The 21,459-nt window shown below is 54.8% G+C and carries 16 protein-coding genes and 1 pseudogene; 11 read left to right on the forward strand and 6 right to left on the reverse strand.

Annotation, left to right across the window (positions count from 1 at the left end):
- Positions 1 to 23: 23 nt before the first annotated feature.
- The 4 genes from Y71_RS13140 to Y71_RS13155 all read left to right on the forward strand — a co-directional run bounded on the left by Y71_RS13140 (position 24) and on the right by Y71_RS13155 (position 4,743).
- Positions 24 to 599 carry a helix-turn-helix domain-containing protein gene (locus tag Y71_RS13140; RefSeq protein WP_007372107.1) on the forward strand — a complete coding sequence of 192 codons (576 nt, stop codon included), beginning with the start codon at positions 24 to 26 and terminating at the stop codon, positions 597 to 599.
- 67 nt (positions 600 to 666) lie between these two features.
- Positions 667 to 1,704 (forward strand): NADPH-dependent curcumin/dihydrocurcumin reductase, encoded by a 1,038-nt coding sequence (curA, locus tag Y71_RS13145; RefSeq protein WP_007372108.1) that lies wholly within the window; start codon positions 667 to 669, stop codon positions 1,702 to 1,704.
- Positions 1,705 to 1,953: 249 nt separating this feature from the next.
- Positions 1,954 to 2,610: a GntR family transcriptional regulator gene (locus Y71_RS13150; protein WP_007372109.1), complete on the forward strand. Its 657-nt coding sequence runs from the start codon at positions 1,954 to 1,956 to the stop codon at positions 2,608 to 2,610.
- 195 nt (positions 2,611 to 2,805) lie between these two features.
- Entirely contained in the window at positions 2,806 to 4,743 is a 1,938-nt protein-coding gene (locus tag Y71_RS13155) for a methyl-accepting chemotaxis protein (RefSeq protein WP_007372110.1), read from the forward strand.
- A 90-nt stretch (positions 4,744 to 4,833) separates the two neighbouring features.
- Here the strand turns inward: Y71_RS13155 and tnpA are convergent, their stop codons facing one another.
- The 4 genes from tnpA to ansP all read right to left on the reverse strand — a co-directional run bounded on the left by tnpA (position 4,834) and on the right by ansP (position 10,663).
- On the reverse strand, positions 4,834 to 5,268 hold the full coding sequence (gene tnpA, locus Y71_RS13160) for an IS200/IS605 family transposase (RefSeq protein ID WP_007369221.1): 435 nt from the start codon (positions 5,266 to 5,268) through the stop codon (positions 4,834 to 4,836).
- An 11-nt stretch (positions 5,269 to 5,279) separates the two neighbouring features.
- Positions 5,280 to 6,508, reverse strand: a protein-coding gene (locus Y71_RS13165) for an IS3-like element ISEc36 family transposase (RefSeq protein WP_172745716.1) whose coding sequence is annotated in 2 segments (ribosomal slippage) — positions 5,280 to 6,193 and positions 6,193 to 6,508 — 1,230 coding nt in all. Because the reading frame shifts where the segments join, the coding sequence is not laid out codon by codon here.
- Positions 6,509 to 6,803: 295 nt separating this feature from the next.
- Positions 6,804 to 8,918 carry a TonB-dependent receptor PqqU gene (pqqU, locus tag Y71_RS13170; RefSeq protein WP_007375136.1) on the reverse strand — a complete coding sequence of 705 codons (2,115 nt, stop codon included), beginning with the start codon at positions 8,916 to 8,918 and terminating at the stop codon, positions 6,804 to 6,806.
- Positions 8,919 to 9,193: 275 nt separating this feature from the next.
- Positions 9,194 to 10,663, reverse strand: a complete 1,470-nt coding sequence (gene ansP, locus Y71_RS13175; RefSeq protein WP_007375134.1) for an L-asparagine permease — start codon at positions 10,661 to 10,663, stop codon at positions 9,194 to 9,196.
- A gap of 448 nt (positions 10,664 to 11,111) precedes the next feature.
- Between ansP and Y71_RS13180 the strand changes: the two genes are divergently transcribed.
- From Y71_RS13180 to Y71_RS13215, 7 genes and pseudogenes are all read left to right on the forward strand, one after another.
- Complete coding sequence (locus Y71_RS13180) at positions 11,112 to 12,110, forward strand: MsnO8 family LLM class oxidoreductase (protein WP_007375132.1); 999 nt, start codon at positions 11,112 to 11,114, stop codon at positions 12,108 to 12,110.
- Complete coding sequence (locus Y71_RS13185; protein ID WP_007375131.1) at positions 12,107 to 13,228, forward strand: M20 peptidase aminoacylase family protein; 1,122 nt, start codon at positions 12,107 to 12,109, stop codon at positions 13,226 to 13,228. Before Y71_RS13180 ends, Y71_RS13185 begins: the two co-directional genes overlap by 4 nt.
- 63 nt (positions 13,229 to 13,291) lie before the next feature.
- Positions 13,292 to 15,556, forward strand: a pseudogene (locus tag Y71_RS30710) (NtaA/DmoA family FMN-dependent monooxygenase).
- A gap of 11 nt (positions 15,557 to 15,567) precedes the next feature.
- The gene (locus Y71_RS13200; RefSeq protein ID WP_007375128.1) at positions 15,568 to 16,077 is read left to right on the forward strand and encodes a GNAT family N-acetyltransferase; all 510 of its coding nucleotides are present in this window, start codon (positions 15,568 to 15,570) and stop codon (positions 16,075 to 16,077) included.
- A gap of 9 nt (positions 16,078 to 16,086) precedes the next feature.
- A complete protein-coding gene (locus Y71_RS13205; protein WP_007375127.1) occupies positions 16,087 to 17,010 on the forward strand; it encodes an amino acid ABC transporter permease in 924 nt (307 codons plus the stop codon).
- Positions 16,994 to 17,767, forward strand: coding sequence for an amino acid ABC transporter ATP-binding protein (locus tag Y71_RS13210; protein ID WP_007375126.1), 774 nt, complete (start codon positions 16,994 to 16,996; stop codon positions 17,765 to 17,767). The genes Y71_RS13205 and Y71_RS13210 overlap by 17 nt, the downstream gene beginning before the upstream one ends.
- 9 nt (positions 17,768 to 17,776) lie before the next feature.
- The gene (locus Y71_RS13215) at positions 17,777 to 18,670 is read left to right on the forward strand and encodes a transporter substrate-binding domain-containing protein (protein ID WP_007375125.1); all 894 of its coding nucleotides are present in this window, start codon (positions 17,777 to 17,779) and stop codon (positions 18,668 to 18,670) included.
- Between the two features lie 69 nt (positions 18,671 to 18,739).
- On the opposite strand, the gene Y71_RS13220 is transcribed toward Y71_RS13215, so the two are convergent.
- Positions 18,740 to 20,050 (reverse strand): MFS transporter, encoded by a 1,311-nt coding sequence (locus Y71_RS13220; RefSeq protein ID WP_007375124.1) that lies wholly within the window; start codon positions 20,048 to 20,050, stop codon positions 18,740 to 18,742.
- Positions 20,051 to 20,130: 80 nt separating this feature from the next.
- Entirely contained in the window at positions 20,131 to 21,327 is a 1,197-nt protein-coding gene (locus Y71_RS13225) for an L-talarate/galactarate dehydratase (RefSeq protein WP_007375123.1), read from the reverse strand.
- Between the last annotated feature and the right edge of the window lie 132 nt (positions 21,328 to 21,459).

Below are 21,459 nucleotides of genomic sequence, written 5' to 3' on the forward strand. Positions count from 1 at the left end.
TTTGTACACTATAGTATTACGATATGAATACTATCTCAGACAATATAAATCAACGGATCAGTGCCAGAATTCGTGTAGAACGTGAATCCCGCGGCTGGTCATTGAGCGAACTGGCCGAACGCGCGGGCGTTTCGCGGGCGATGATCCACAAAATCGAACGCGGCGAGAGCAGCCCAACGGCGGCGCTGCTGGCGCGGCTTTCCGGCGCATTCGGCATCAGCATGTCAACGCTGATTGCCCGCGCCGAAATGCAGGAAGGAAAGCTGCTGCGCTACGCCGATCAGCCGGTATGGAGCGACCCGCAAAGCCACTACCTGCGCCGCCACGTTTCGCCGCGCAGCGATCTGCCTATCGATCTGGTGCAAATCGACCTGCCAGCGGGCAGCGATATTCCGATGCCCGCTTCTTCTTATGCGTTAGCACGGCAGTTAATTTGGTTGCAGGAAGGCGAGTTGGTGTTTGTTGAAGGCGATACGCGGCACGAAATGAAAGCCGGGGATTGCCTGGAACTCGGGCCGCCGAACGATTGCCGTTTTATCAACGAGAGCAGCGCACCTTGCCGCTATCTGGTGGTGCGGCTCAACCACGCCGGTACATAATGTTAACGCGCTGCTGGCAGGAAACGACTAGTATCAGTAATTAGTCTTTCATGCACAGGAGAGCACGATGAATCAATCTTCTCACCGCAATCGCCGTTGGGTGCTGGCTTCTCGCCCACATGGCGCCCCGGTTACCGACAATTTCCGCCTTGAAGAGGATGACATCGCGGCACCCGGCGAAGGCCAGGTGTTACTGCGAACGGTCTACCTCTCGTTAGATCCCTATATGCGCGGTCGTATGAGCGATGCGCCATCCTATTCGCCGCCGGTAAAAATCGGCGAAGTGATGTGTGGCGCGACGGTCAGCCGCGTGGTCAGTTCACTGCATCCGGATTTTGCCGAAGGCGATTGGGTGCTGGCTTACAGCGGCTGGCAGGATTACGACATCGCCAGCGGCGATGATGTGATCAACCTTGGTAAAGATCCACAGCATCCCTCATGGTCGCTGGGTATCCTCGGTATGCCAGGTTTTACCGCCTATATGGGGCTGCTTGATATCGGTCAGCCGAAAGCGGGGGAAACGCTGGTCGTTGCCGCTGCAACCGGCCCGGTCGGCGCAACGGTCGGGCAGATCGGTAAAATCAAGGGGTGTCGCGTTGTCGGGGTCGCCGGGGGCAAAGAGAAGTGCCGTCATGCCGTGGAGGTACTCGGTTTTGATCTCTGTCTCGACCATCACGCGGAAGATTTTGCCGAACAACTGGCGAGGGCCTGCCCGCAAGGGATCGATATCTATTTTGAAAATGTTGGCGGCAAAGTCTTTGATGCCGTGCTGCCATTATTAAATACCAGGGCGCGAATTCCGCTTTGCGGATTAGTCAGCGGTTATAACGCCACGGAACTTCCTGACGGCCCGGATCGTATTCCGTTATTAATGGCAACGCTGCTTAAAAAACGAATTCGGTTGCAGGGATTTATTATTACTCAGGATTACGGTCACCGAATTAACGAATTCCAGCAAGAAATGGGGAAATGGGTAAAACAGGAAATAATTCACTACCGTGAACAACTAACAGAAGGTCTTGAGCAAGCGCCGGAGGCGTTTATCGGTATGCTGGAAGGTCGAAATTTCGGCAAGGTCGTAGTGCAAATTGGACCATCACGCTAAGAGACTGATGGCGGCGAAAAAAACCGCCGTCAGAATTGTGCAAAATCCGAAAAAACGTCTTTAATTAGACAAGCATAAGGAACTGATAACCTTGTGAAGGCGGTTCCTGGTAGTTGTGCATAATAACTAATTATTAGCTACATCTTTTACGCGACAATCCAATACCAGGCATGTTTATATAATATATTTGAATGATTACGGACACGCTACCAGGCTGAAAATAAATAAGAAATTATACAGGACGCAAACATGCTTGATTTGGAGAAAGCGCAACGAACCAGCCTCACTATGCAGGTGGAGGCGAGTCTGAAAAATGCGCTTATTATCGGCGCGCTAAAACCTGGCGCGCGGCTTATCACGAAAGAAATAGCAGATCAGTTGGGTACCAGTATTACTCCGGTACGGGAAGCGCTTTTGCGTTTGGTCTCTGCAGGCGCGCTACATGCCACACCGGCGCAGGCGTTTTTAGTGCCGGAGGTCAGCCTTGAACGCTATGACGAAATCAACCAGATACGCAAAAACCTTGAAGGGATGGCTGCCCGTGCCGCCAGTCAAAGTATGACCCCGGAGAGGATCAGGGAGTTGCGTGCGCTGGCTGCGGCTTTTCACGAAACACTAAAAAGCGGCCATACCGAGCAGATGTTGCAGGCAAATCGGATTTTTCGCTTTTCGATTTACCAGCAGGCAGGTATGCCGACATTGACAGCATTGATTGAGCAATTATGGGTACGCATTGGCCCATGTTTTAATTATCTTTATCCACATTCGGATGATTTAACACGCAGCCACGATTATTCAGACTTATTAGCCGCACTTGAAGAAGGTGATGCTTTTGCCAGCGAACGCGGAATATGGCGGGCCATCGATGAGGGCGCAAACATTATTCATAAGCAATTTTATCGCTGAGCTATTTCTCTTAAATACAATCACTTAACCTAAATCATGGATGCTTCCCGACAAAAATTTGTCATTGGGGCGCATCCATATCACGTTTTGCGCTTATAAGACCAGTTAATACCTGAAATCCACGCATTCCCTGCCGATAACCTTTCTTGCGCGTAGTAAGGCGCTAACATTTGGTGTCCAGCGAGGAGTCGGGGAATGTCATTTAACCAACGATTAAGCAATATAAAAATTAGTAGAAAGCTGTCGGTAGGATTTGGGTTAGTTCTGTTTCTGGTTGCTGTTGCTTCTGTCCTCAGTGTGTTGCGCTTTCAGGAAATCCGCGACGTCTATCAAAAAACCAATCTGATGTATAACATCAACATCGAAGTGTTTCAGGCAAAAATTAACCGCCTGAAATATTTCTATGGTGATGATAAATCCGGTCAGGTGATGTCTGATTACGTTCGCCACGCTTCAGAGTTGACGGCCAGCGCTGACAACATGAGCTGGTCAACCAACGAAAAACAGATCATCAACGATGTCGCCGATCATCTGGCGAAGTTCCAGAGCAGCATTGGCGAGATGCAAAAAGCGACCAGTGATATTCACGCCGTTCGCGATGCGCTCGATAAACTCGCTGCTGAAGATCTCGCCGCCAGCTACACCACGCTCGTGCGTACGCCGGTTGCCGATCCGAGCCTGATGACGCAAGTTTATGAGCAATTATTCGCTATCAGCGCAGTGCGTGAAGCGGCGCTGGTTGTCCGTTATAGCCCAGGCAAAGAGAGCAGCGATGCGCTGGAGCGCCATTTCAGCGACACGCAAAAAAGTGTTCAGGCGCTGTCGAGCCAGCTGCCGGGCGAACTGCAAGCGCTGTTACAGGCTTTATGGGATAACACCGTTAAATACCACGATTTGAGCCGCAACTATTTCACCGCCTATCAGGCTCTCAAGACCGCAGAAGATCATGTTAAAACCGGTGGCGATAACAGCAGCGCGGCGCTGAAGCAGATCATTACGCTAGTAAAAGCGCACAACGATGAGCTGGCCTATAGCTCCAGTACCATCGCCGCAATTATCGGCGCTATCGCCATTCTGCTCGGAGTGATTGTCTCCTGGTGGGTGATCCGCCAGATTACCCGTCCGATTGACCGCAACCTTGCACTGGCGGAACGTATTGCCAGCGGCGATCTCAGCTCGCAAATTCGCGCGCAGAGTACCGACGAACTGGGGCAATTGACCGGGGCAATGGGGCGGATGAACGACACGCTGCGTGAAATGATCCACGAAGTACGTAACAGCGTGACGAAGGTTTCCCGCGCGGCAACCGAAATTGCCGAAGGCAATACCGATCTCTCTTCCCGTACGGAACAGCAGGCCGCAGCGGTTGTGGAAACGGCAGCCAGCATGGAAGAGCTGACCGCGACGGTGAAAAATAACGCCGATAACGCCCGTAACGCCAGCAGCCTTGCGGCGCAGGCCTCACAGACGGCCGGCGAAGGCGGTACGGTAATGCGCGAAGTGGTGAATACCATGGGCGACATTCACAGCAGCTCTAACAAAATTGCTGATATCACCGCAGTGATTAACAGTATTGCGTTCCAGACGAACATTCTGGCGCTGAACGCCGCAGTGGAAGCCGCGCGTGCCGGTGAACAAGGCCGGGGTTTCGCCGTAGTGGCCAGCGAAGTGCGCAGCCTGTCTCAGCGCAGTTCGCAGGCGGCAAAAGATATTGAACAACTGATCAGCGAGTCGGTTTCCCGTATCAATGTCGGCAGTGAGTTGGTGGCCAAAGCCGGTGAAACCATGGACCAGGTTGTCCGATCGGTAACGCGTGTTAACGATATCATGGGTGAAATTTCCTCGGCGTCGGAAGAGCAGAGCCGTGGTATTGAGCAGATTGCCCGTGCAGTGAGCGAGCTGGACAGCACCACGCAACAAAACGCCGCGCTGGTGAGCGAATCGTCTTCAGCGGCAGGTTCGCTGGAAGAACAGGCGCGTCTGCTGGAAGAACTGGTGGCAACATTCCGTCTGGAGCAAAACGAAGCCAAAAGCGCACCGAAAGCGGGAAAACCCAAAGCCACGCCAACGGCGAAAGCGCCTGCTTTACCGCGTGAAACACAAAGCAGCGATGAAGGCTGGACCACCTTCTGACAGTGTTTTAACTCAGTAAAAGACCACCTTCTTAGAAGGTGGCTTTTGAGAATGCCCCCTGTAAGGGGGGCTATTGTCACTTCCCGCTTACTACTCTAGCAATTCCATTTGCTGTTCATGTATTTGTTCCGTTTTCTCCTGATGCCTCACATATCGTCTGATAATTTCCTCGTTCACACCGACAGTATCTACAAAGTAGCCACGTGACCAAAAGTGGTTGCCCCATAGCTTCTTTCTTATGTGTGGGAAACGATTGTAGAGTCTGATTGCGCTGCGACCTTTCAGATGCCCCATTAGAGTTGATATCGAGATTTTCGGCGGGACTATTACGACCAGATGTACATGATCTGGCTGAACATTTAGCTCCAGAACCTCACAATCCTTTATTCCGCAGAGAATGTAGATTGTCCTGTAAAGTTCCTTGCCCAACTTATCTTTCAGGATCCTGAAACGGTACTTAGGCGTCCAGACTATGTGATATTTACAACGCCAATATACATGTGATGAACTCCTGTAAAGCCCCATTGGATTGGCCCCTATATTTCCATACACTTTTTATCACTTAACCCATTACTGGTTCGCCGCCGCAGATATTCCCGTGGCGAACGATACCCCAGTGCACTATGCGGATGCCATTCGTTGTAATGTTCGAAGGCCTCCGCAAGGTTCTTTACCGCTGTTAACCCGTCGGGTTTCGGCATGATGCTGATGTAATCGCGCTTCATCGTTTTCACGAAGCTCTCTGCCATCCCGTTGCTTTCCGGGCTACGTACCGCCGTATGTTTAGGCTCCAGTCCTACCATTCTGGCGAACTGACGCGTCTGATAAGAACGGTAGGCTGAACCGTTGTCTGTCAGCCACTCAACTGGGGATGTCGGCAGGCTGTTACCGAAGCGACGCTCCACGGCACCCAGCATGACGTCCTGCACGGTTTCACTGTCATATCCACCGTTACTGGCCGCCCAGTAAAGTGCCTCGCGATCGCAACAGTCCAGAGCGAACGTGACCCGCAGTTTTTCACCGTTATCACAGCTGAACTCGAAGCCGTCAGAGCACCACCGCTGGTTACTTTCTCCAACGGCCACTTTCCCTGTATGCGCCCGCTTCGATGGCGGTATTTCCGGTTTACGCTCAAGCAGCAGCGCATTCTGACGCATGATGCGGTATACGCGTTTGGCATTGATCACCGCCATGTCGTCAGTTTCTGATTGTCTGCGCAGCAGTGCCCATACCCGACGATAACCATAGGTGGGCAGATCGCCGATAACGGTATGGATACGGGCCAGCGCGTCAGTATCATCAGGCTTGCGCTTGCACCGACGATCCTGCCAGTCCTTCGACCGACGGGCCATGGCATGCAGTTGCGCACGTGAGACCCGGAGGCAACGACTGACAAGGCTTATTCGCCATCCTCCGGCAACAAGGGCACGTGCGCTATCCACTTTTTTTGTCGGCCATATTCAACGGCTTCTTTTAGCAGCTCGTTTTCCATGGTTTTCTTGCCCAACAGGCGCTGCAGCTCTTTAATTTGCTTCATCGCAGATGCCAGCTCCGACGCGGGCACAACCTGTTCTCCTGCGGCAACGGCTGTAAGGCTGCCTTCCTGATACTGCTTACGCCACAGGAACAGCTGACTGGCAGCAACGCCATGCTGACGGGCGACCAGCGACACGGTCATTCCGGGCTCAAAACTCTGCTGAACAAGGGCGATTTTTTCCTGAACACTTCGCCGTCTGCGCTTCTCTGGACCTAAAATATCAATCATTCGGACTCCAACGACTAGTCTAAAAACTAGTATTAAGACTATCACTAACTTAAGTGATACCAACTGTCTGGAGATTCAGGGGGCCAGTCTACCCATGTCGGTTTGTCTCCTTTTACTTGTGGTGAGTAAGCAGAGATATTCCGGCATGGGCATTCTTCAGGCTATAGCCTTACAGGATCAATCACCACCTCCCCAGGAGGTGGTTTAAGGGTGACAATAAAAAAAGCCCGTAAGCATCAGCTTCCGGGCTTTTTTCTATTACAAACCGCCCTCGGGTGAAGGCGGTTGGCGAGCATTATTCGAACTGATAAGCGATGGACAAACCGACGCCGTAGTTACGTCCCGGAGCGGGTTCGTAGTAACGACCATTCGATTCATTAACAATCACTGAGCCAACATATTCACGGTCAAACAGGTTATCGATGCGGCCAAACACATCCATCATCCAGTTGCCGTAGCTAAATTTGTAGCCGGTGTTGATGCCCGTAACGGTGTAGGAGGGGGCTTTCGCACTGTTTTCATCGTCGGCCATAATATCGCTCATATAGCGCACATCGGCACCCGCGTACCAGCCCTGATCCGGGATCCAGCCCAGTGACGCATAACCCATATTGCGCGCTATGCCCGGAATACGGTTGCCGTTACAGTCGCTGTTGGTACAGACTTCGCTACGGTACGTGGCATCCAGATAAGTCCACGCCACTTTGGCGCGCCAGTTTCCGGCAAATTGTTGATCGAGCGACAGCTCCGCGCCCTGGCGACGGGTTTTCCCGGCGTTTTTGTACGTGGTGCGCCCGCCGCTGCTGGTGTCGGTCACGATCTCATTATCGGTATCGGTGCGGAACAGCGCTGCGGTCAGCAGGCCGTTGCCAATGCGCGTTTTACTGCCGATTTCCACGGTTTCATTGGTAGAGGGTTTCAGCGCGAAATTCAGCCCGCTCTGGTTACCGGAACGATAGGAGAGTTCATTAATGGTCGGGGTTTCAAAACCGCGTCCGGCCGCCGCATAAACGTTCCACGCATCGGTGAGCGCGTATTTCAGTGAAGCCGCCGGTAGCCATTTGTGATAGCTGGCTTCACCACTGTCATCGCCATTACCGGCCGTAACGTAGTGATCGTTGGAATCAAACCACACCGAGCTGTAGCGCACGCCCGCATCGAGAGAGAGTTTATCCGTCAGTTGCCAGGCCGTTTGCACGTACGGATCGAGGTTCCACATCAGGTTGCGTTCGTCACGGCGCAGATTGCCTTTTTCGCCGTAGACCGGCGTCGAGCCATCCATCACATAGTTTTCGTAACCTTTGCGATTCTCGCTCATATTTTCGTAGTTCAGCCCGCCGGTAAAAGTCACCGGCACGCCCAGCTCACCACGGTGCGTCCAGCGCGTGTCGATACCCTGATAATGGCGCGTCAAATCGATCACACCGCCTGAATGGGCCGGGTTAAGCTGCGGCGCGCGCGGGATCGACTGATACTGCGTCGTTTCACGTTCTCCGGCGTACATCATCACGCTTAAATCATCCTGGCTGCTCATCTGGCGCTCATAGCGCAGCCCGGCCTGCGTTTGTTTGATGGTTTTGCGGGTGTTGTACTGGTCAGCACGCGGCGACTGGCGCGGATTATCCTGCCACTCCTCTTTGGTCAGGCCGCCCGCATCGTTGGCTTTGATGTAAACGCTGTTAAAGATCAGGCTCAGCTTACTGACATCATCAATCCGCACACCCAGTTTGGCGTTGGCGAGATTTTTGCGCGCGCCGCTGTGATCGCGGTAGCCGCCGGTGACGAAGCGGGTGCTGGAAACGGTGTAATCCACGTCGCCCGCGTGTGTGCCGTCGCCTACCGCACCAGTTGCTTTCAGGCCGTAACGCCAGCTTGCGTCGCTACCGTAATAGCTGCTGGCTTCAATGGTTGTCGGCTGGCGTCCAGTCTGCGTGGTGACATTCATCACCCCGCCTGAGGCGTTGCCGTACAGCGCCGAGAAGGGGCCGCGCAGCACATCAATGCTCTCCACGCTGTTGAGATCGATATTCGACGTTTGCCCCTGACCGTCCGGCATCGTCGCAGGAATACCATCCACGTACAGGCGAATACCGCGCACACCATAAGTGGAACGCGAACCAAATCCACGGATGGAAAGTTGCAGATCCTGGGCATAGTTTTGCCGGTTTTGTACCTGCAAGCCGGGCACGCTGTTTAGCGATTCCGACAAATTGACGCGCGGTGCCGCCTGGCGGATATCGTCGCCCTGTACAACGCTGACGGCGGCAGGGCTATCAAGTTCAGAGACTGTCTGTGGCGCGGCGCTGACGATCATTGTTTGTTCATTGTCAGCGGCAGAAGCAGACGGAGAGAGGACAGCCGGGAGTAATAACGCCGGCAGAGTGGCCTTCGTGGCAGAAAGAATAGTCATATCGGAACCGAGTGAGAAAAACGAACCAAATGGAACATGCGCCAATATGTTAAAGGTTATGTAAATATTTTGAAAACATTAAACGCACGTTAAGTTAAGAATGAGTGTAGTCCCTGCCTGCCAGATGCGCTTCTGCCTCATTTGGTGTTCCACTTTATTGTTATTAATGAGATGGCAAAACGCTGTATGTCAGCGTACCAGATGATGTTATTCGTATTGCGCTGTAATAAAAAAGGGAAGGCCAGTGCCTTCCCTTAATGTTTATTGCCGCCCGTTTAGCGCGAGGCGTTCTCAGTCGGCGCAACCGGCGCAGTGCTGTGAATTTCCTGTACGCGTTTGCGTACGCCAAACCAGCCAGCAACCAGCAGCACGGCAATCAGCGGGATAGAACCGATGGTGTAAGTACCGTTCGGATAATCAAACGCCATCAGCACCAGTACGCTCAGCAGGAATAGCAGCGTCAGCCATGACGTGACCGGAGCACCTGGCATTTTGAAGCTGACATCCGCTACTTTGCCTTCTTTGATCGCCTTACGCAGACGCATCTGGCAAATCACGATAAAGCCCCAGGAGGCGATAATACCCAGGGAGGCCACGTTCAGCACGATTTCAAACACCTGCGACGGCACCAGATAGTTCAGGAACACCCCGACGATATAGACGCAAATGGTGACCAGAATACCGGCATAAGGCACATGATGACGGCTCATTTTCGCCATAAACTTCGGCGCGGACCCCCCCATCGACATCGAACGCAGAATACGGCCGGTGCTGTAGAGCCCGGAGTTCAGGCTGGAAAGCGCAGCGGTCAGCACCACCATATTCATGATGTCGCCAATGTAAGGCACGCCCAGTTTGGAGAAGAAGGTCACAAACGGGCTTTGACCTGCCTGATAGGCATTCCACGGCAGCAGCAGCACCAGCAGAACCACCGAGCCGACGTAGAACAAACCGATACGCCAGATCACGCTGTTGATCGCTTTTGGCACCATGGTCTGCGGATCTTTACACTCACCGGCGGCAGTACCGACCAGCTCGATAGAGGCAAACGCAAAGACCACGCCCTGAACCAGCACCAGCGCTGGCAGCAAGCCGTGCGGGAAGAAACCGCCGTTGTCGGTGATCAAATGGAAGCCGGTTGTGCCGCCGTCCAGCGGTTTACCGCTGCCGAGGAAGATGGTCCCGACAATCAGGAACACCACAATCGCCAGCACTTTGATTAACGCAAACCAGAACTCCATTTCGGCGAACCATTTCACGCCAATCATGTTCATGGTGCCGACGATCGCCAGCGCGGCCAGCGCAAACACCCACTGCGGCACATCGCCAAACGCGCCCCAGTAGTGCATATAGAGCGCAACGGCGGTGATATCGACGATACCGGTCATCGCCCAGTTAATGAAGTACATCCAGCCGGCGACAAACGCGGCTTTTTCGCCCAGAAACTCACGGGCATAGGAAACAAAGCTACCGCTGGAAGGGCGGTGCAATACCAGTTCGCCCAGCGCGCGGAGAATAAAGAAAGAGAAGAGACCACAAACCAGATAGACGATTGCCAGCGATGGCCCCGCCATCTGTAATCGTGCGCCTGCGCCCAAAAATAACCCCGTCCCGATCGCGCCGCCAATAGCGATCATTTGTACCTGGCGATTACCCATCGCCCGGTTGTAGCCCTCTTCATGAGAGTTAAGCCAGCGTCGTTTCGCCGCGTGATGCTCCGTGGCGCTGTTGTTGTCTGTTTTCATTTCGTTACCTGTTAACCTGTCTGAACCTTGCGGAATTCCTCAACCTGCGTGAGCAAAAGCCAAACGATTGCTCCGCGGTAAATGTTTGCCTTTCCAGTGATTCTACGTATGGATAAGAGAAACATGGCGCAGCATCCTACCTGCAATCGGCAAATGACGCAAAACATACCCGCCGCCAGTGATGGGACTATTAGCAGAAATTGTGAGGTGAAAGGAGACAAGCAGCGTAAATGATTCAACCAGCAGATAAAAGCAACAGAAAAAACCAGCCATAAACCGGTAAATACCTGCCAATTTTATAAGGTTATAGGCTTATCCCATAAGCATGCATAATGACCGCCGCGCCGACTTTGCTACTTTTTTGCTTATTTAATGTAAATTAATTGTTTCACAGCGTGCGCCGCGCCACCTATTAATGAACGTATCTCCTTCAACATGAGAGCGTTGCATGTATCGTCTGAGTTTGCTGGATAAAAGCCCCATCGCGGAGCAGGAAACCGCGCAGGATGCCCTGGCCCGCACGCTGCAACTGGCGCAGCAGGCTGAACGCTGGGGCTATCACCGGTTCTGGATCGCCGAACACCACAACACTGCCCAGCTTGCCAGCCCCTCGCCGGAGCTGCTGATTGCCTGGATACTGGGTCAAACACAGCGTATTCGCGTTGGCTCCGGCGGTGTGATGCTGCAGCACTACAGCCCGTATAAGGTAGCGGAAAACTTTAACCTGCTGGCCTCGCTGGCGCCGGGGCGGGTTGATTTGGGCATCGGTAAAGCACCCGGCGGCTTACCGCTTTCTACACGCGCCCTGCAGCATGGCGTCAACAGCGCAGAGAAGGGCAGCTTTGCTGAACAGTTGGCGCAACTGGATGGCTGGCTGTCACCGACCGACGGCAGCGCCGAAGAGTCGTTGCTCGCCACACCGCTACCGCCAGTGCGCGCAGAGGGTTTTCTGCTGGGGGCGAGCCTTGAGAGTGCAGCGCTTGCGGCAAAACAGGGATGGAATTTTGTTTTCGCCGCCCACCTGAACGGCGATAAAGCGCTTTTGCGTGACGTTGTCACACAGTGGCAGCAGCAGAGCCAGCGCGATACGCTGGTTGCCGTGCAGGTGATTGTCGCGCCAACCCATGCGCAGGCCGAGGAACTCGCGCAACACGTTGAAGTATGGGGCGTGACGCTGGCGAATGGACAACGCGTTAGCGTCGCCAGCGAAGCACAAGGACATGCCTTTGCCCGTCAGGCCGGGAGCCCGGCAGTCAGCATTACTCGCCGCGAACCTTCGCTGATTGCCGGTACACCGACGCAAGTACGCGCGGCGCTGGAAGCGCTGCATCAGGAATTTGCGATTGATGAATTCATTATTGATACACCGGTGAGCGAAGGGAGCGCGCGCTTGCAGTCGTTACGGCTGCTGGCAGAGGTCCATGCACGCCAGGAGGTGACAGAATGAGTTTTGAACAACAACTGCTTGCCTGGCGCCGCGAACTGCATCAACACCCGGAACTCTCCTTGCAGGAGTTCGAAACCACACGCCGCATTCGCCACTGGCTGGAAAACGCCGGTTTGCGCCTGCTGCCGCTGTCGCTACCGACCGGCGTGGTGGCGGAAGTGGGTGACGGCGAGCCGGTGATTGCGCTGCGCGCGGACATTGACGCCCTGCCGATCGACGAGGCGGTGGACGTGCCGTTTGCCTCGCGTAATCCGGGCATCATGCATGCGTGCGGCCACGATATTCACTCGACAGTGATGCTCGGCGCGGCGCTGTTGCTGAAAGAGAAAGAGTCTCAGCTTGCTGGTCGGGTACGCATTCTGTTTCAACCCGCCGAAGAGAATTTTGGCGGCGCGAAGCGCCTGATTCAGGCGGGAGCACTTAACGGCGTCAGCGCCATTTTCGGCATGCACAATGAACCGGGTTTACCGGTGGGGACGTTTGCCACGCGCAGCGGCGCGTTTTACGCAAACGTAGATCGCTTTGCCTTAAAAGTGTCCGGTAAAGGCGCGCATGCCGCGCGGCCACATGAAGGCAACGACGCCATTTTACTCGCCAGCCAACTGGTGGTGGCGCTGCAGAGTATCGCCAGCCGTAACGTCAATACGCTCGAATCCGTGGTGCTGAGCGTCACCCGTATTCAGGGTGGAAACACCTGGAATGTGTTGCCAGAACACGTCGAGCTGGAAGGCACGCTGCGCACGCACCGCCACGATGTACGCGACAGCGTCAAACGTCGTGTCGATGAGATTGCTGCTGGTCTGGCGCGCGCCTTTGATGCGGAAATCTCCGTCAACTGGTTTGCCGGTCCGGATGCGTTGATCAACCACGAGCGCTGGGCGACATTTGCCCGTGATGTCGCCGACTGGCACGGCTACCAGACAGCACAGGCGGATCTGCATATGGGCGGCGAGGATTTCGCCGTCTATCTGCAACATATTCCGGGCGCGTTTGTCAGCATTGGCAGCGCCAGTGAATACGGTCTGCATCATCCGTCGTTTAATCCTGATGAGGATCTCATCGAACCGGCAGCGCGTTATTTCGCGCTGTTAGCGGAAAAAGCCTTACTGCAACCCTGAAAAATATTATCGCCCTGGCGCGGCTGCGCCGGGCATTCTGTTGCCTGAATATGAGGATGGAGTATGTCTACAGCACGACAATTGCGCCTTGGCACCATATTGCATGGCGCATCGGGAAATATGTCCGCCTGGCGACATCCGGCGGCGGTTGCCGATGCCAGTATTAATTTCGGCTTTGTGCAGGAGACGGCAAAAATTGCCGAGAAAGGGAAACTCGATTTTTTATTTGTCGCTGACGGCTTATATATCAACGAAAAATCGATCCCACATTTTTTAAACCGCTTTGAACCAATCACCGTATTATCCGCACTGGCCAGTGTGACGACTCATCTCGGGCTGGTCGGTACGCTTTCCACCTCCTACAGCGAGCCTTTCACCGTGGCGCGACAGTTTGCCAGCCTCGACCATTTGAGTAATGGCCGCGCAGGCTGGAACGTGGTGACTTCGCCGCTGGAAGGCTCGGCAAAAAACTTCTCACGGGAAAAACATCCGGATCACGCGCTGCGTTACCGCATTGCTGATGAATATCTCGATGTGGTGAAAGGATTATGGAATTCCTGGGAAGAAGATGCCTTTATTCGTGATAAAGCCAGCGGGCAATTCTTCGAACCGGCTAAATTACATACGCTGAATCATCACGGTGATTTTTTTCAGGTTGCCGGGCCATTAAATATCGGCCGCACGCCGCAGGGACGACCCATTATTTTCCAGGCAGGTGCATCCGATGATGGTAAAAAGCTGGCGGCACGTCATGCCGACGCCATTTTTACCCATCAGGAGACGCTTGACGAGGCGAAAGCATTTTATCGCGACGTCAAACAGCAACTGGAACAGTATGGTCGCCGCCATGATGAATTGCATATTTTCCAGGGTGTCAGTGTGATTGTCGGCGACAGCGAAGAGGACGCCGAACAGCAATACCAGACCACCGCAGCGCTGGTATCCATTGCCGATGCGCTCAATTATCTCGGGCGTTATTTCGAACATCACGATTTCAGCCAGTATCCGCTGGATGAACCTTTCCCCGATATCGGCGATTTGGGGCAGAACAGCTTTCGTAGTACCACTGACGAAATCAAACGCAATGCGCGTGAACGCCGGTTAACACTGCGCCAGGTGGCGCTGGAGAGCGCCACGCCGCGCCCGCGTTTTTCCGGCACGCCGCAGCAGGTTGCCGATGGCTTGCAGCAGTGGTTTGAAAGCTACGCTGCCGACGGTTTCATCATCCAGGGCGGCACACCGGATACCTTCCCGCGCTTTGTCGACAAAGTCGTGCCGCTGTTGCAGGCGCGCGCGCTGTTTCGCAAGGCGTATCCCGGCACAACACTCCGCGAGAGTTTAGGTCTGCCGCTGCCCGCTAATCCGTTTTCACAACAATAAAAGAAGAGAAACGCTATGCACAAAACATCGCTACTGCTGGCTTTGACATTGAGCGTCATGCCGCTGGCCTGGGCTCAGGATGTGAATATTAACGGCACCGGCGTCAGCCTTGAGGCGAATAAAACGCCGATTAACACCGAGAAAAATCCGGTGGCGGTCGCGCAGTTGCCAAAGGATTACCATTTCGTGCAGCCGGGCAAATTTACCGTTGCCGTTGCTGCGCTTAATTCGCCGCCGCTGACGGTGTTCGCCGACGATAACAAAACGTTGCTCGGCAGCGAGGTGGATATTGCCCGTCTGGTTGCCGACAGTCTGGGGCTGGAACTGAACGTCGTTCCTACCTCCTGGGAAGACTGGCCGCTTGGCGTCACCTCCGGGAAATATGATGCGGCCATCAGCAACATTACCGTCACCAAAGCGCGTAAAGAAAAATTTGATTTCGCCACCTATCGCAAAGACTCCCTCGGCTTTTACGTCAAATCGACCAGTCCGTTGAAGTCGATCGAGAAAGCGGAAGATATCGCCGGGTTACGCATTATTGTCGGTTCCGGCACCAATCAGGAGGCGATCCTGCTCGCATGGAACGCTGAAAACCTGAAAAAAGGGCTGAAGCCGTTTACCCCGATATACACCAAAGATGACGCCGCGCAGACACTGGCGCTGCAATCCGGGCGCGCCGACGCCTATTTCGGCCCGAATGTCATTGGCGCATGGAAAGCGGCATTGACCGGCAAAACCCGGCTGGTTGGCAGCGTCGATGGCGGCTGGCCGAAGGCGGCGCACATCGCGGTCACACTACGGAAAGGCAGCGGCCTGGCGGAACCGGTACAAACCGCGCTGAACGGCGTTATCAAGAATGGCGATTACGACAAAGTACTTAATCGCTGGGGCGAAGGCGTGGAGAGACTGCCAACGTCGGAGATCAACCCGGCCGGTCTGGGCGATTAAGGAGGTCTGAGATGAGCGAACGATTCCGTGATGTCTCGCCGGAAGCGCCGGAGCTTCAGCCTATTTTAACCGGGCTGTTTGGCGAGTACGCCGCGCGTTATGGCGACTACTTCTCCCGCGATGCGGAAGTGGAGCAGACCGAGTGGTATCTGGCACCGCAGGGGCTGTTTATCGTGCTGGAGCGCGATGGCGAGATCATTGCCACCGGCGCGTACAAGCCGTTTGATACGCACACGGCGGAGATCAAACGTATCTGGACGCACCCGACGCTGCGCCAGCAAGGTCTGGCCGCACGCGTTGTGCTGGAGCTGGAACGCCGCGCATTACTCGCCGGGTACAGCCACATTTACCTGACTACCGGTTTTCGCCAGCCGGAAGCGGTGCGTCTCTATATAAGCCAGGGTTATCAGCCGCAGTTTGATCTCCATCGCGATCCGGAAGAGTACAGCCAGCCGCCTTTCGACGGGCGGCTGCGCTTTACCAAAGCGCTCTCGACAGCGCGCTTAAGTAAAACGGCATGAGGAGGGAGCATGAAAACGATCGAACCGGTTAAAGTCGTCCCCGCACGTTACCCGCTGCGCACGGTGGGTGCAGTGGTGGCGCTGTTTGTGCTGGCGGGCATTGTGCAGTCTGTGGCGTTTAACCCCCGTTGGGAGTGGCAGGTATTCGCCCGCTGGTTTTTCGATCCCGTGATCCTCGACGGGTTAGGGCAGACGTTACTGCTGACGCTGCTCGGCACGGCGCTGAGTGTGGTGTTCGGCGGCTTGCTGGCGCTGGCGCGGCTTTCATCGTCCAGGCTACTGAGCAGCCTGGCGTGGAGCTATATCTGGCTGTTTCGCTCGCTGCCGCTGATTGTCGTGCTGATCATTTTGTATAACTTCTCCTATCTGTACGACAGCTTGTCGCTGGGCATTCCCTTTACGGCAATAAGCTGGGGCCATTACGAAACCATTAACGTGCTCGGCCAGTTCTCCACCGCCGTGGTCGGTTTAACGCTGGTGCAAAGCGCCTATACCGCCGAAATCATCCGCGGGGGATTCCTCGGCGTCGATCACGGGCAGTACGAAGCGGCCGCCGCGCTGGGGTTACCGGCCTGGCGCCGTACGCTGCGCATTATTCTGCCGCAGGCGCTGCGCACGATATTGCCTTCCGGTTTTAACGAAATCATCAGTCTCGCCAAAGGCACCGCGATGGTTTACGTACTGGCGATGCCGGAACTGTTTTACACCATCCAGATGATCTACAACCGCACGCAGGAGGTGATCCCGCTGCTGATGGTGGGCGCGGTCTGGTATCTGGTGATCACCAGCGTGCTGTCGGCCATTCAGTATCTGGTTGAGCGCTGGCTGGCACGCAGTGAACGCCGTTCCGCTATCTCTCCATCACGCAAACGCGTTACCGCTGGTGTTCGCACCGCACAACCGCAGGAGCCTGTTCATGCCAACGTCTCTTAATGGGCATATTTCGATTACCGGCGTCAGCAAATATTTTGGTCGCCACAAAGCGCTGGACGGCGTATCGCTGGAGATCCCGCCGGGGTCCGTCACGGTGATCCTTGGCCCCTCCGGTTCGGGCAAATCCACGCTGTTGCGCACCATCAACCACCTTGAACGCGTGGATGAAGGGTTTATCCGCATCGACGGCGAATATATCGGTTACCGCCTGCGCGGCGACAAACTTTATGAGCTGAAGGAGAAAGAGATCCTGCGCCAGCGGGTCAATGTCGGCTATGTGTTTCAGAACTTTAATCTGTTCCCGCATCTGACCGTGCTGGAAAACCTGATTGAAGCGCCGATTGCCCATAAAAAACTGAGCCGCAAAGAGGCCATCGAACAAGCCTGGGAACTGCTGGATGTGGTGGGCCTGTGCAATAAAGCGGATGCCTGGTCGCGCCATCTTTCCGGCGGGCAGCAACAGCGTATTGCCATTGCCCGCGCGCTGTCGCTGCGTCCGCGCGTGATGTTGTTTGATGAACCGACTTCCGCACTCGATCCGGAACTGGTGGGCGAAGTGCTGGATGTGATTAAAAAGCTGGCGCGTGCGGGATCAACACTGGTGGTGGTGACACACGAGATTGGTTTTGCCCGTGAAGTCGCCGACCAGGTGGTGTTTATGGTCGATGGCAAAATTGTTGAGCAGGGCAGCAGCGATGAGGTGCTCAACCATCCGCAGCATCCACGGACACGGCAGTTTTTATCCAAAGTGTTGTAAGGAGTGAAAATGAAACAGGGATTTCTGGCACTGTTGCTGATAGCTGGCAGCGCGTCTGCCGGACAGATCGATTTACAAGCCAACGAAAAGCCGCTCACCGCCCGGCGCGATGAGACGGCGATCGCCAAAATTCCGGCGAACTATCGCTTTGTGGAGCCGGGGACGTTAACGGTGGCGATCTCCGCGCTCAACTCGCCGCCGCTGGCGCTGGTCGCCAGCGATAATCGCACCCGCATTGGCAGCGATCCGGATATCGCTCGCTTGCTGGCGCAAAATCTTGGGTTAAAACTGAAACTGGTGCCGACCGCGTGGGAGGACTGGCCGCTGGGTATCACCTCCGGGCGCTACGATGTAGCGCTGGTGAACATAGCGGTGACCGAAGCGCGAAAACAGAAGTTTGATTTCGCCACCTATCGTGCGGATTCGCTGGCCTTTTCCGTGAAATCCTCCTGCCCAATCCAGGCGATTCATGGGGCGGAGGATCTGGCTGGTCGCAAAGTGATTGTCGGCTCCGGTACCAACCAGGAGCGGATTTTGCTGGGCTGGAATGAAGAGAACCGCGCCGCCGGACGACAACCGGCGCAGCCGATCTACCTGACGGATGACGCTTCCGGCAATCTTTATATTCAGTCCGGGCGGGCGGATGTGGTATTTGGTCCGCAGGCTGTGGCGTCGTATAAAGCGGCGCTGAATGGCACCACACGGGTGGTCGGGCTGGGGCCGAAAAAAGCGTGGGTCGCCACCACTACCAAAAAAGGGAACGGGCTGGTCTATGCCTTGCAGGCAGCGCTTGACGGCGCTATTGCGCGCGGCGAGTACCAGCAGGTGCTGGCGCGCTGGGGAGAGCAGGGGGAGGCGGTGACGCAATCGCTGGTCAATCCACCGGGTATTACCTACAACTAAAAAAAGCTGCTCCGCCGGGAGTACAGGGTGACGGAGCAGCGCGGCGTTAGCGGGACGCCAGAATCAGACTCAGGCCGCCGTTGGCGCTAGCGTAATGCGCTCCAGCGAACCAACAATAAACAAATACGAGAACAGACCAACCAGCCCCATTGAGCCGACATACAAAATGGCGTAATCGAAGGAGTGGGTATTGGCGAGGATCACGCCAATGACCAGCGGTGTGACAATGCTCGCCAGGTTACCGCACATGTTGAACACGCCACCCGCGATACCGAGCACTTCTTTCGGCGATGTATCACTCAACACGCACCAGCCCAGGTTGCCAAACCCTTTCGAGAAGAACGCCACGCTCATCGCCGCAACTACCACCACTTCTGAGTCGGTATAGTTGGCCAGCACAATCACACAGGAGAGCAGCATGCCGCAGATCACCGGGAATTTACGCGCCGTCGTCAGGCTGTAACCGCGTCTCAGCAGCCAGTCGGAAACAACGCCGCCCAGCAACCCACCGATAAACCCGGCGATCGCCGGAATACTGGCGATAAAACCCACTTTCAGAATCGACATCCCTTTGGCCTGGTAGAGATAGGTCGGAAACCAGGTCAGGAAGAACCAGGTAATCGAGGTGACACAAAATTGCCCGATATACACACCGATCATCATGCGATTAATACAGACGCTTTTGATCTGCGCCAGGCTGATTTTTTCCGGACCTTTTTTACTGCCGAGCGAGGGTTCACCGCCACCGTCGCGAATATAATCAATTTCCTGCTGGTTAATATCTTTATGCGATAACGGATCGCGAACTTTCACCAACCAGAATATGCCAAGTACGACACCGATCGCGCCAATATAATAAAAAACATAGTGCCAGCTAAGATTGTGCAGAATAATGGTCATCAGCGGCGTAATAATACCCAGCGAAATATATTGCGCCGCCTGATATACAGCCGTAACAAATCCACGCTCTTTATTTGGAAACCACTGCACGCTTAAGCGGCTGTTGGCCGGAAAGGCGGGCGCTTCAATCGTGCCCATCAGCAGGCGCAGTATTACCAGCACAATTAGCGGGCTGGCGTAGAGGTAAATGGTGCCCTGAAACATGGTGACTATCGACCAGCCAATCAGCGCGCAGCCATACACCAGCCGTGAACCATATTTATCCAGCAACCAACCGCCGGGAATTTGCAGGGCCACGTAAGAAATACCAAATACCGAAAATGCGAGGCCAAGTGCTTCCGGATCAAAACCTAATTCTTTACTCATGATTGGCGCGACCACCGAAAGAGTGGCGCGGTCAGCATAATTAAATACGGTGGCAAGAAATAAGAAAACAAGAATGCTGTAACGCACATTGGTGCGTTTAATTATTGTATTCATCGCAACTCCTCGAAACAGGGTTGAATGTGGTGTAGGGAACAGAAAAAAGACGGGAGGGCTCTCCCGTCAGGATGTCATTATTATGGGCGTTTACCGAATTCACAGCTGGTTTGCGTCCACGCGCGGGCCTGTTCGCTGATGCTGAAACCAAGACCGTGGCGGTCAGAGACGTACATACGCCCATCGCGCAGTTCAAGCTGCTCGTTAAATAGCGGATTCAGCCATTCGAAGTGCTCCAGCCACGGCTCCAGCGGATAAGCGGCAGAAAGGTGCAGGTGAACTTCCATAGCAAAGTGCGGCGCCAGTTTGCGGCCATGTTTGGCGGCCAGATCCATGATCTTCAGGAAGGGTGAAATCCCGCCGACGCGTGGCGCATCTGGCTGCACGAAGTCGCTGGCGTTGCCAAGGATAAGCTGTTCGTGTTCGCGAAAGCTGGTCAGCATTTCGCCGGTGGCGATTGGCGTATCCAGAGCGGCAGCGAGCTGGGCATGGCCTTCGACGTCATAAGCATCCAGCGGTTCTTCAATCCAGATCAAATTGAATTTTTCCATCTGGCGGCCCATGCGAATCGCGGTTTCGCGATCCCACTGCTGATTGGCATCAACCATCAGCGGGAAATCATCGCCCAGCGCTTCGCGCACGGCTGTCAGGCGGCGGATATCCTCTTTGGTATCCGGCTGGCCGACCTTAATTTTGATGCCGCCGATGCCGTTTTCACGGGAAATAATCACATTTTTCAGCACCTGATCCAGCGGGGTATGCAGGAAGCCGCCGGAGGTGTTGTAGCACTGCACCGAGTCGCGGTGCGCGCCCAGCAGTTTCGCCAGCGGCAGACCTGCACGTTTGGCTTTCATATCCCACAATGCAATATCGATAGGGGAGATGGCCTGCACCGCCATCCCGCTGCGGCCAACCGATGCGCCTGCCCACAGCAGTTTGGTATAGATTTTGTCGATATCGTTCGGATCTTCGCCCAGCAGGTTATCGGCAATCTCTTTGGCGTGCGCATAGATCCCCTGACCCCCGGCGCGTTTGGAGTAGCTGAAGCCGACACCCTCAAAACCATCACGACTGCGGATCTCCGCAATGATGATCGCCACCTCAGTCAGCGGCTTTTGGCGGCCGGTGAGGACTTTCGCATCGCTTACTGGCGTCGCCAGCGGCAGGAAGGCGAGGGAGAGTTTTACCCACGCAATACGATCGCCGGTTTCAGCGGCGGTTTTTGCCCCTGCGGCTTTGGCATAGGTCACGGCATCGGAATTCGCACTTACGGTCATGATTAGCTCCTGTGAACAACATAATGTTTGCGCTAACATTTGTAGATCCGCAACAAATATATGACCAGAGAAATGGTGTGATTATGTACAATCGATCACAAATAATGGTGCCAAAGGAGATGTTATTGTGAA

Source organism: Kosakonia radicincitans DSM 16656, assembly GCF_000280495.2.
Taxonomy (GTDB): Bacteria; Pseudomonadota; Gammaproteobacteria; order Enterobacterales; family Enterobacteriaceae; genus Kosakonia; species Kosakonia radicincitans.

What these genes read in the sequence shown, in the direction of transcription:
- Y71_RS13140 (WP_007372107.1), top strand. Translation starts at nt 24, where the DNA reads ATGAATACTATCTCAGACAATATAAATCAACGGATCAGTGCCAGAATT.
- curA (WP_007372108.1), top strand. Translation starts at nt 667, where the DNA reads ATGAATCAATCTTCTCACCGCAATCGCCGTTGGGTGCTGGCTTCTCGC.
- Y71_RS13150 (WP_007372109.1), top strand. Translation starts at nt 1,954, where the DNA reads ATGCTTGATTTGGAGAAAGCGCAACGAACCAGCCTCACTATGCAGGTG.
- Y71_RS13155 (WP_007372110.1), top strand. Translation starts at nt 2,806, where the DNA reads ATGTCATTTAACCAACGATTAAGCAATATAAAAATTAGTAGAAAGCTG.
- tnpA (WP_007369221.1), bottom strand. Translation starts at nt 5,268, where the DNA reads ATGGGGCTTTACAGGAGTTCATCACATGTATATTGGCGTTGTAAATAT.
- pqqU (WP_007375136.1), bottom strand. Translation starts at nt 8,918, where the DNA reads ATGACTATTCTTTCTGCCACGAAGGCCACTCTGCCGGCGTTATTACTC.
- ansP (WP_007375134.1), bottom strand. Translation starts at nt 10,663, where the DNA reads ATGAAAACAGACAACAACAGCGCCACGGAGCATCACGCGGCGAAACGA.
- Y71_RS13180 (WP_007375132.1), top strand. Translation starts at nt 11,112, where the DNA reads ATGTATCGTCTGAGTTTGCTGGATAAAAGCCCCATCGCGGAGCAGGAA.
- Y71_RS13185 (WP_007375131.1), top strand. Translation starts at nt 12,107, where the DNA reads ATGAGTTTTGAACAACAACTGCTTGCCTGGCGCCGCGAACTGCATCAA.
- Y71_RS13200 (WP_007375128.1), top strand. Translation starts at nt 15,568, where the DNA reads ATGAGCGAACGATTCCGTGATGTCTCGCCGGAAGCGCCGGAGCTTCAG.
- Y71_RS13205 (WP_007375127.1), top strand. Translation starts at nt 16,087, where the DNA reads ATGAAAACGATCGAACCGGTTAAAGTCGTCCCCGCACGTTACCCGCTG.
- Y71_RS13210 (WP_007375126.1), top strand. Translation starts at nt 16,994, where the DNA reads ATGCCAACGTCTCTTAATGGGCATATTTCGATTACCGGCGTCAGCAAA.
- Y71_RS13215 (WP_007375125.1), top strand. Translation starts at nt 17,777, where the DNA reads ATGAAACAGGGATTTCTGGCACTGTTGCTGATAGCTGGCAGCGCGTCT.
- Y71_RS13220 (WP_007375124.1), bottom strand. Translation starts at nt 20,050, where the DNA reads ATGAATACAATAATTAAACGCACCAATGTGCGTTACAGCATTCTTGTT.
- Y71_RS13225 (WP_007375123.1), bottom strand. Translation starts at nt 21,327, where the DNA reads ATGACCGTAAGTGCGAATTCCGATGCCGTGACCTATGCCAAAGCCGCA.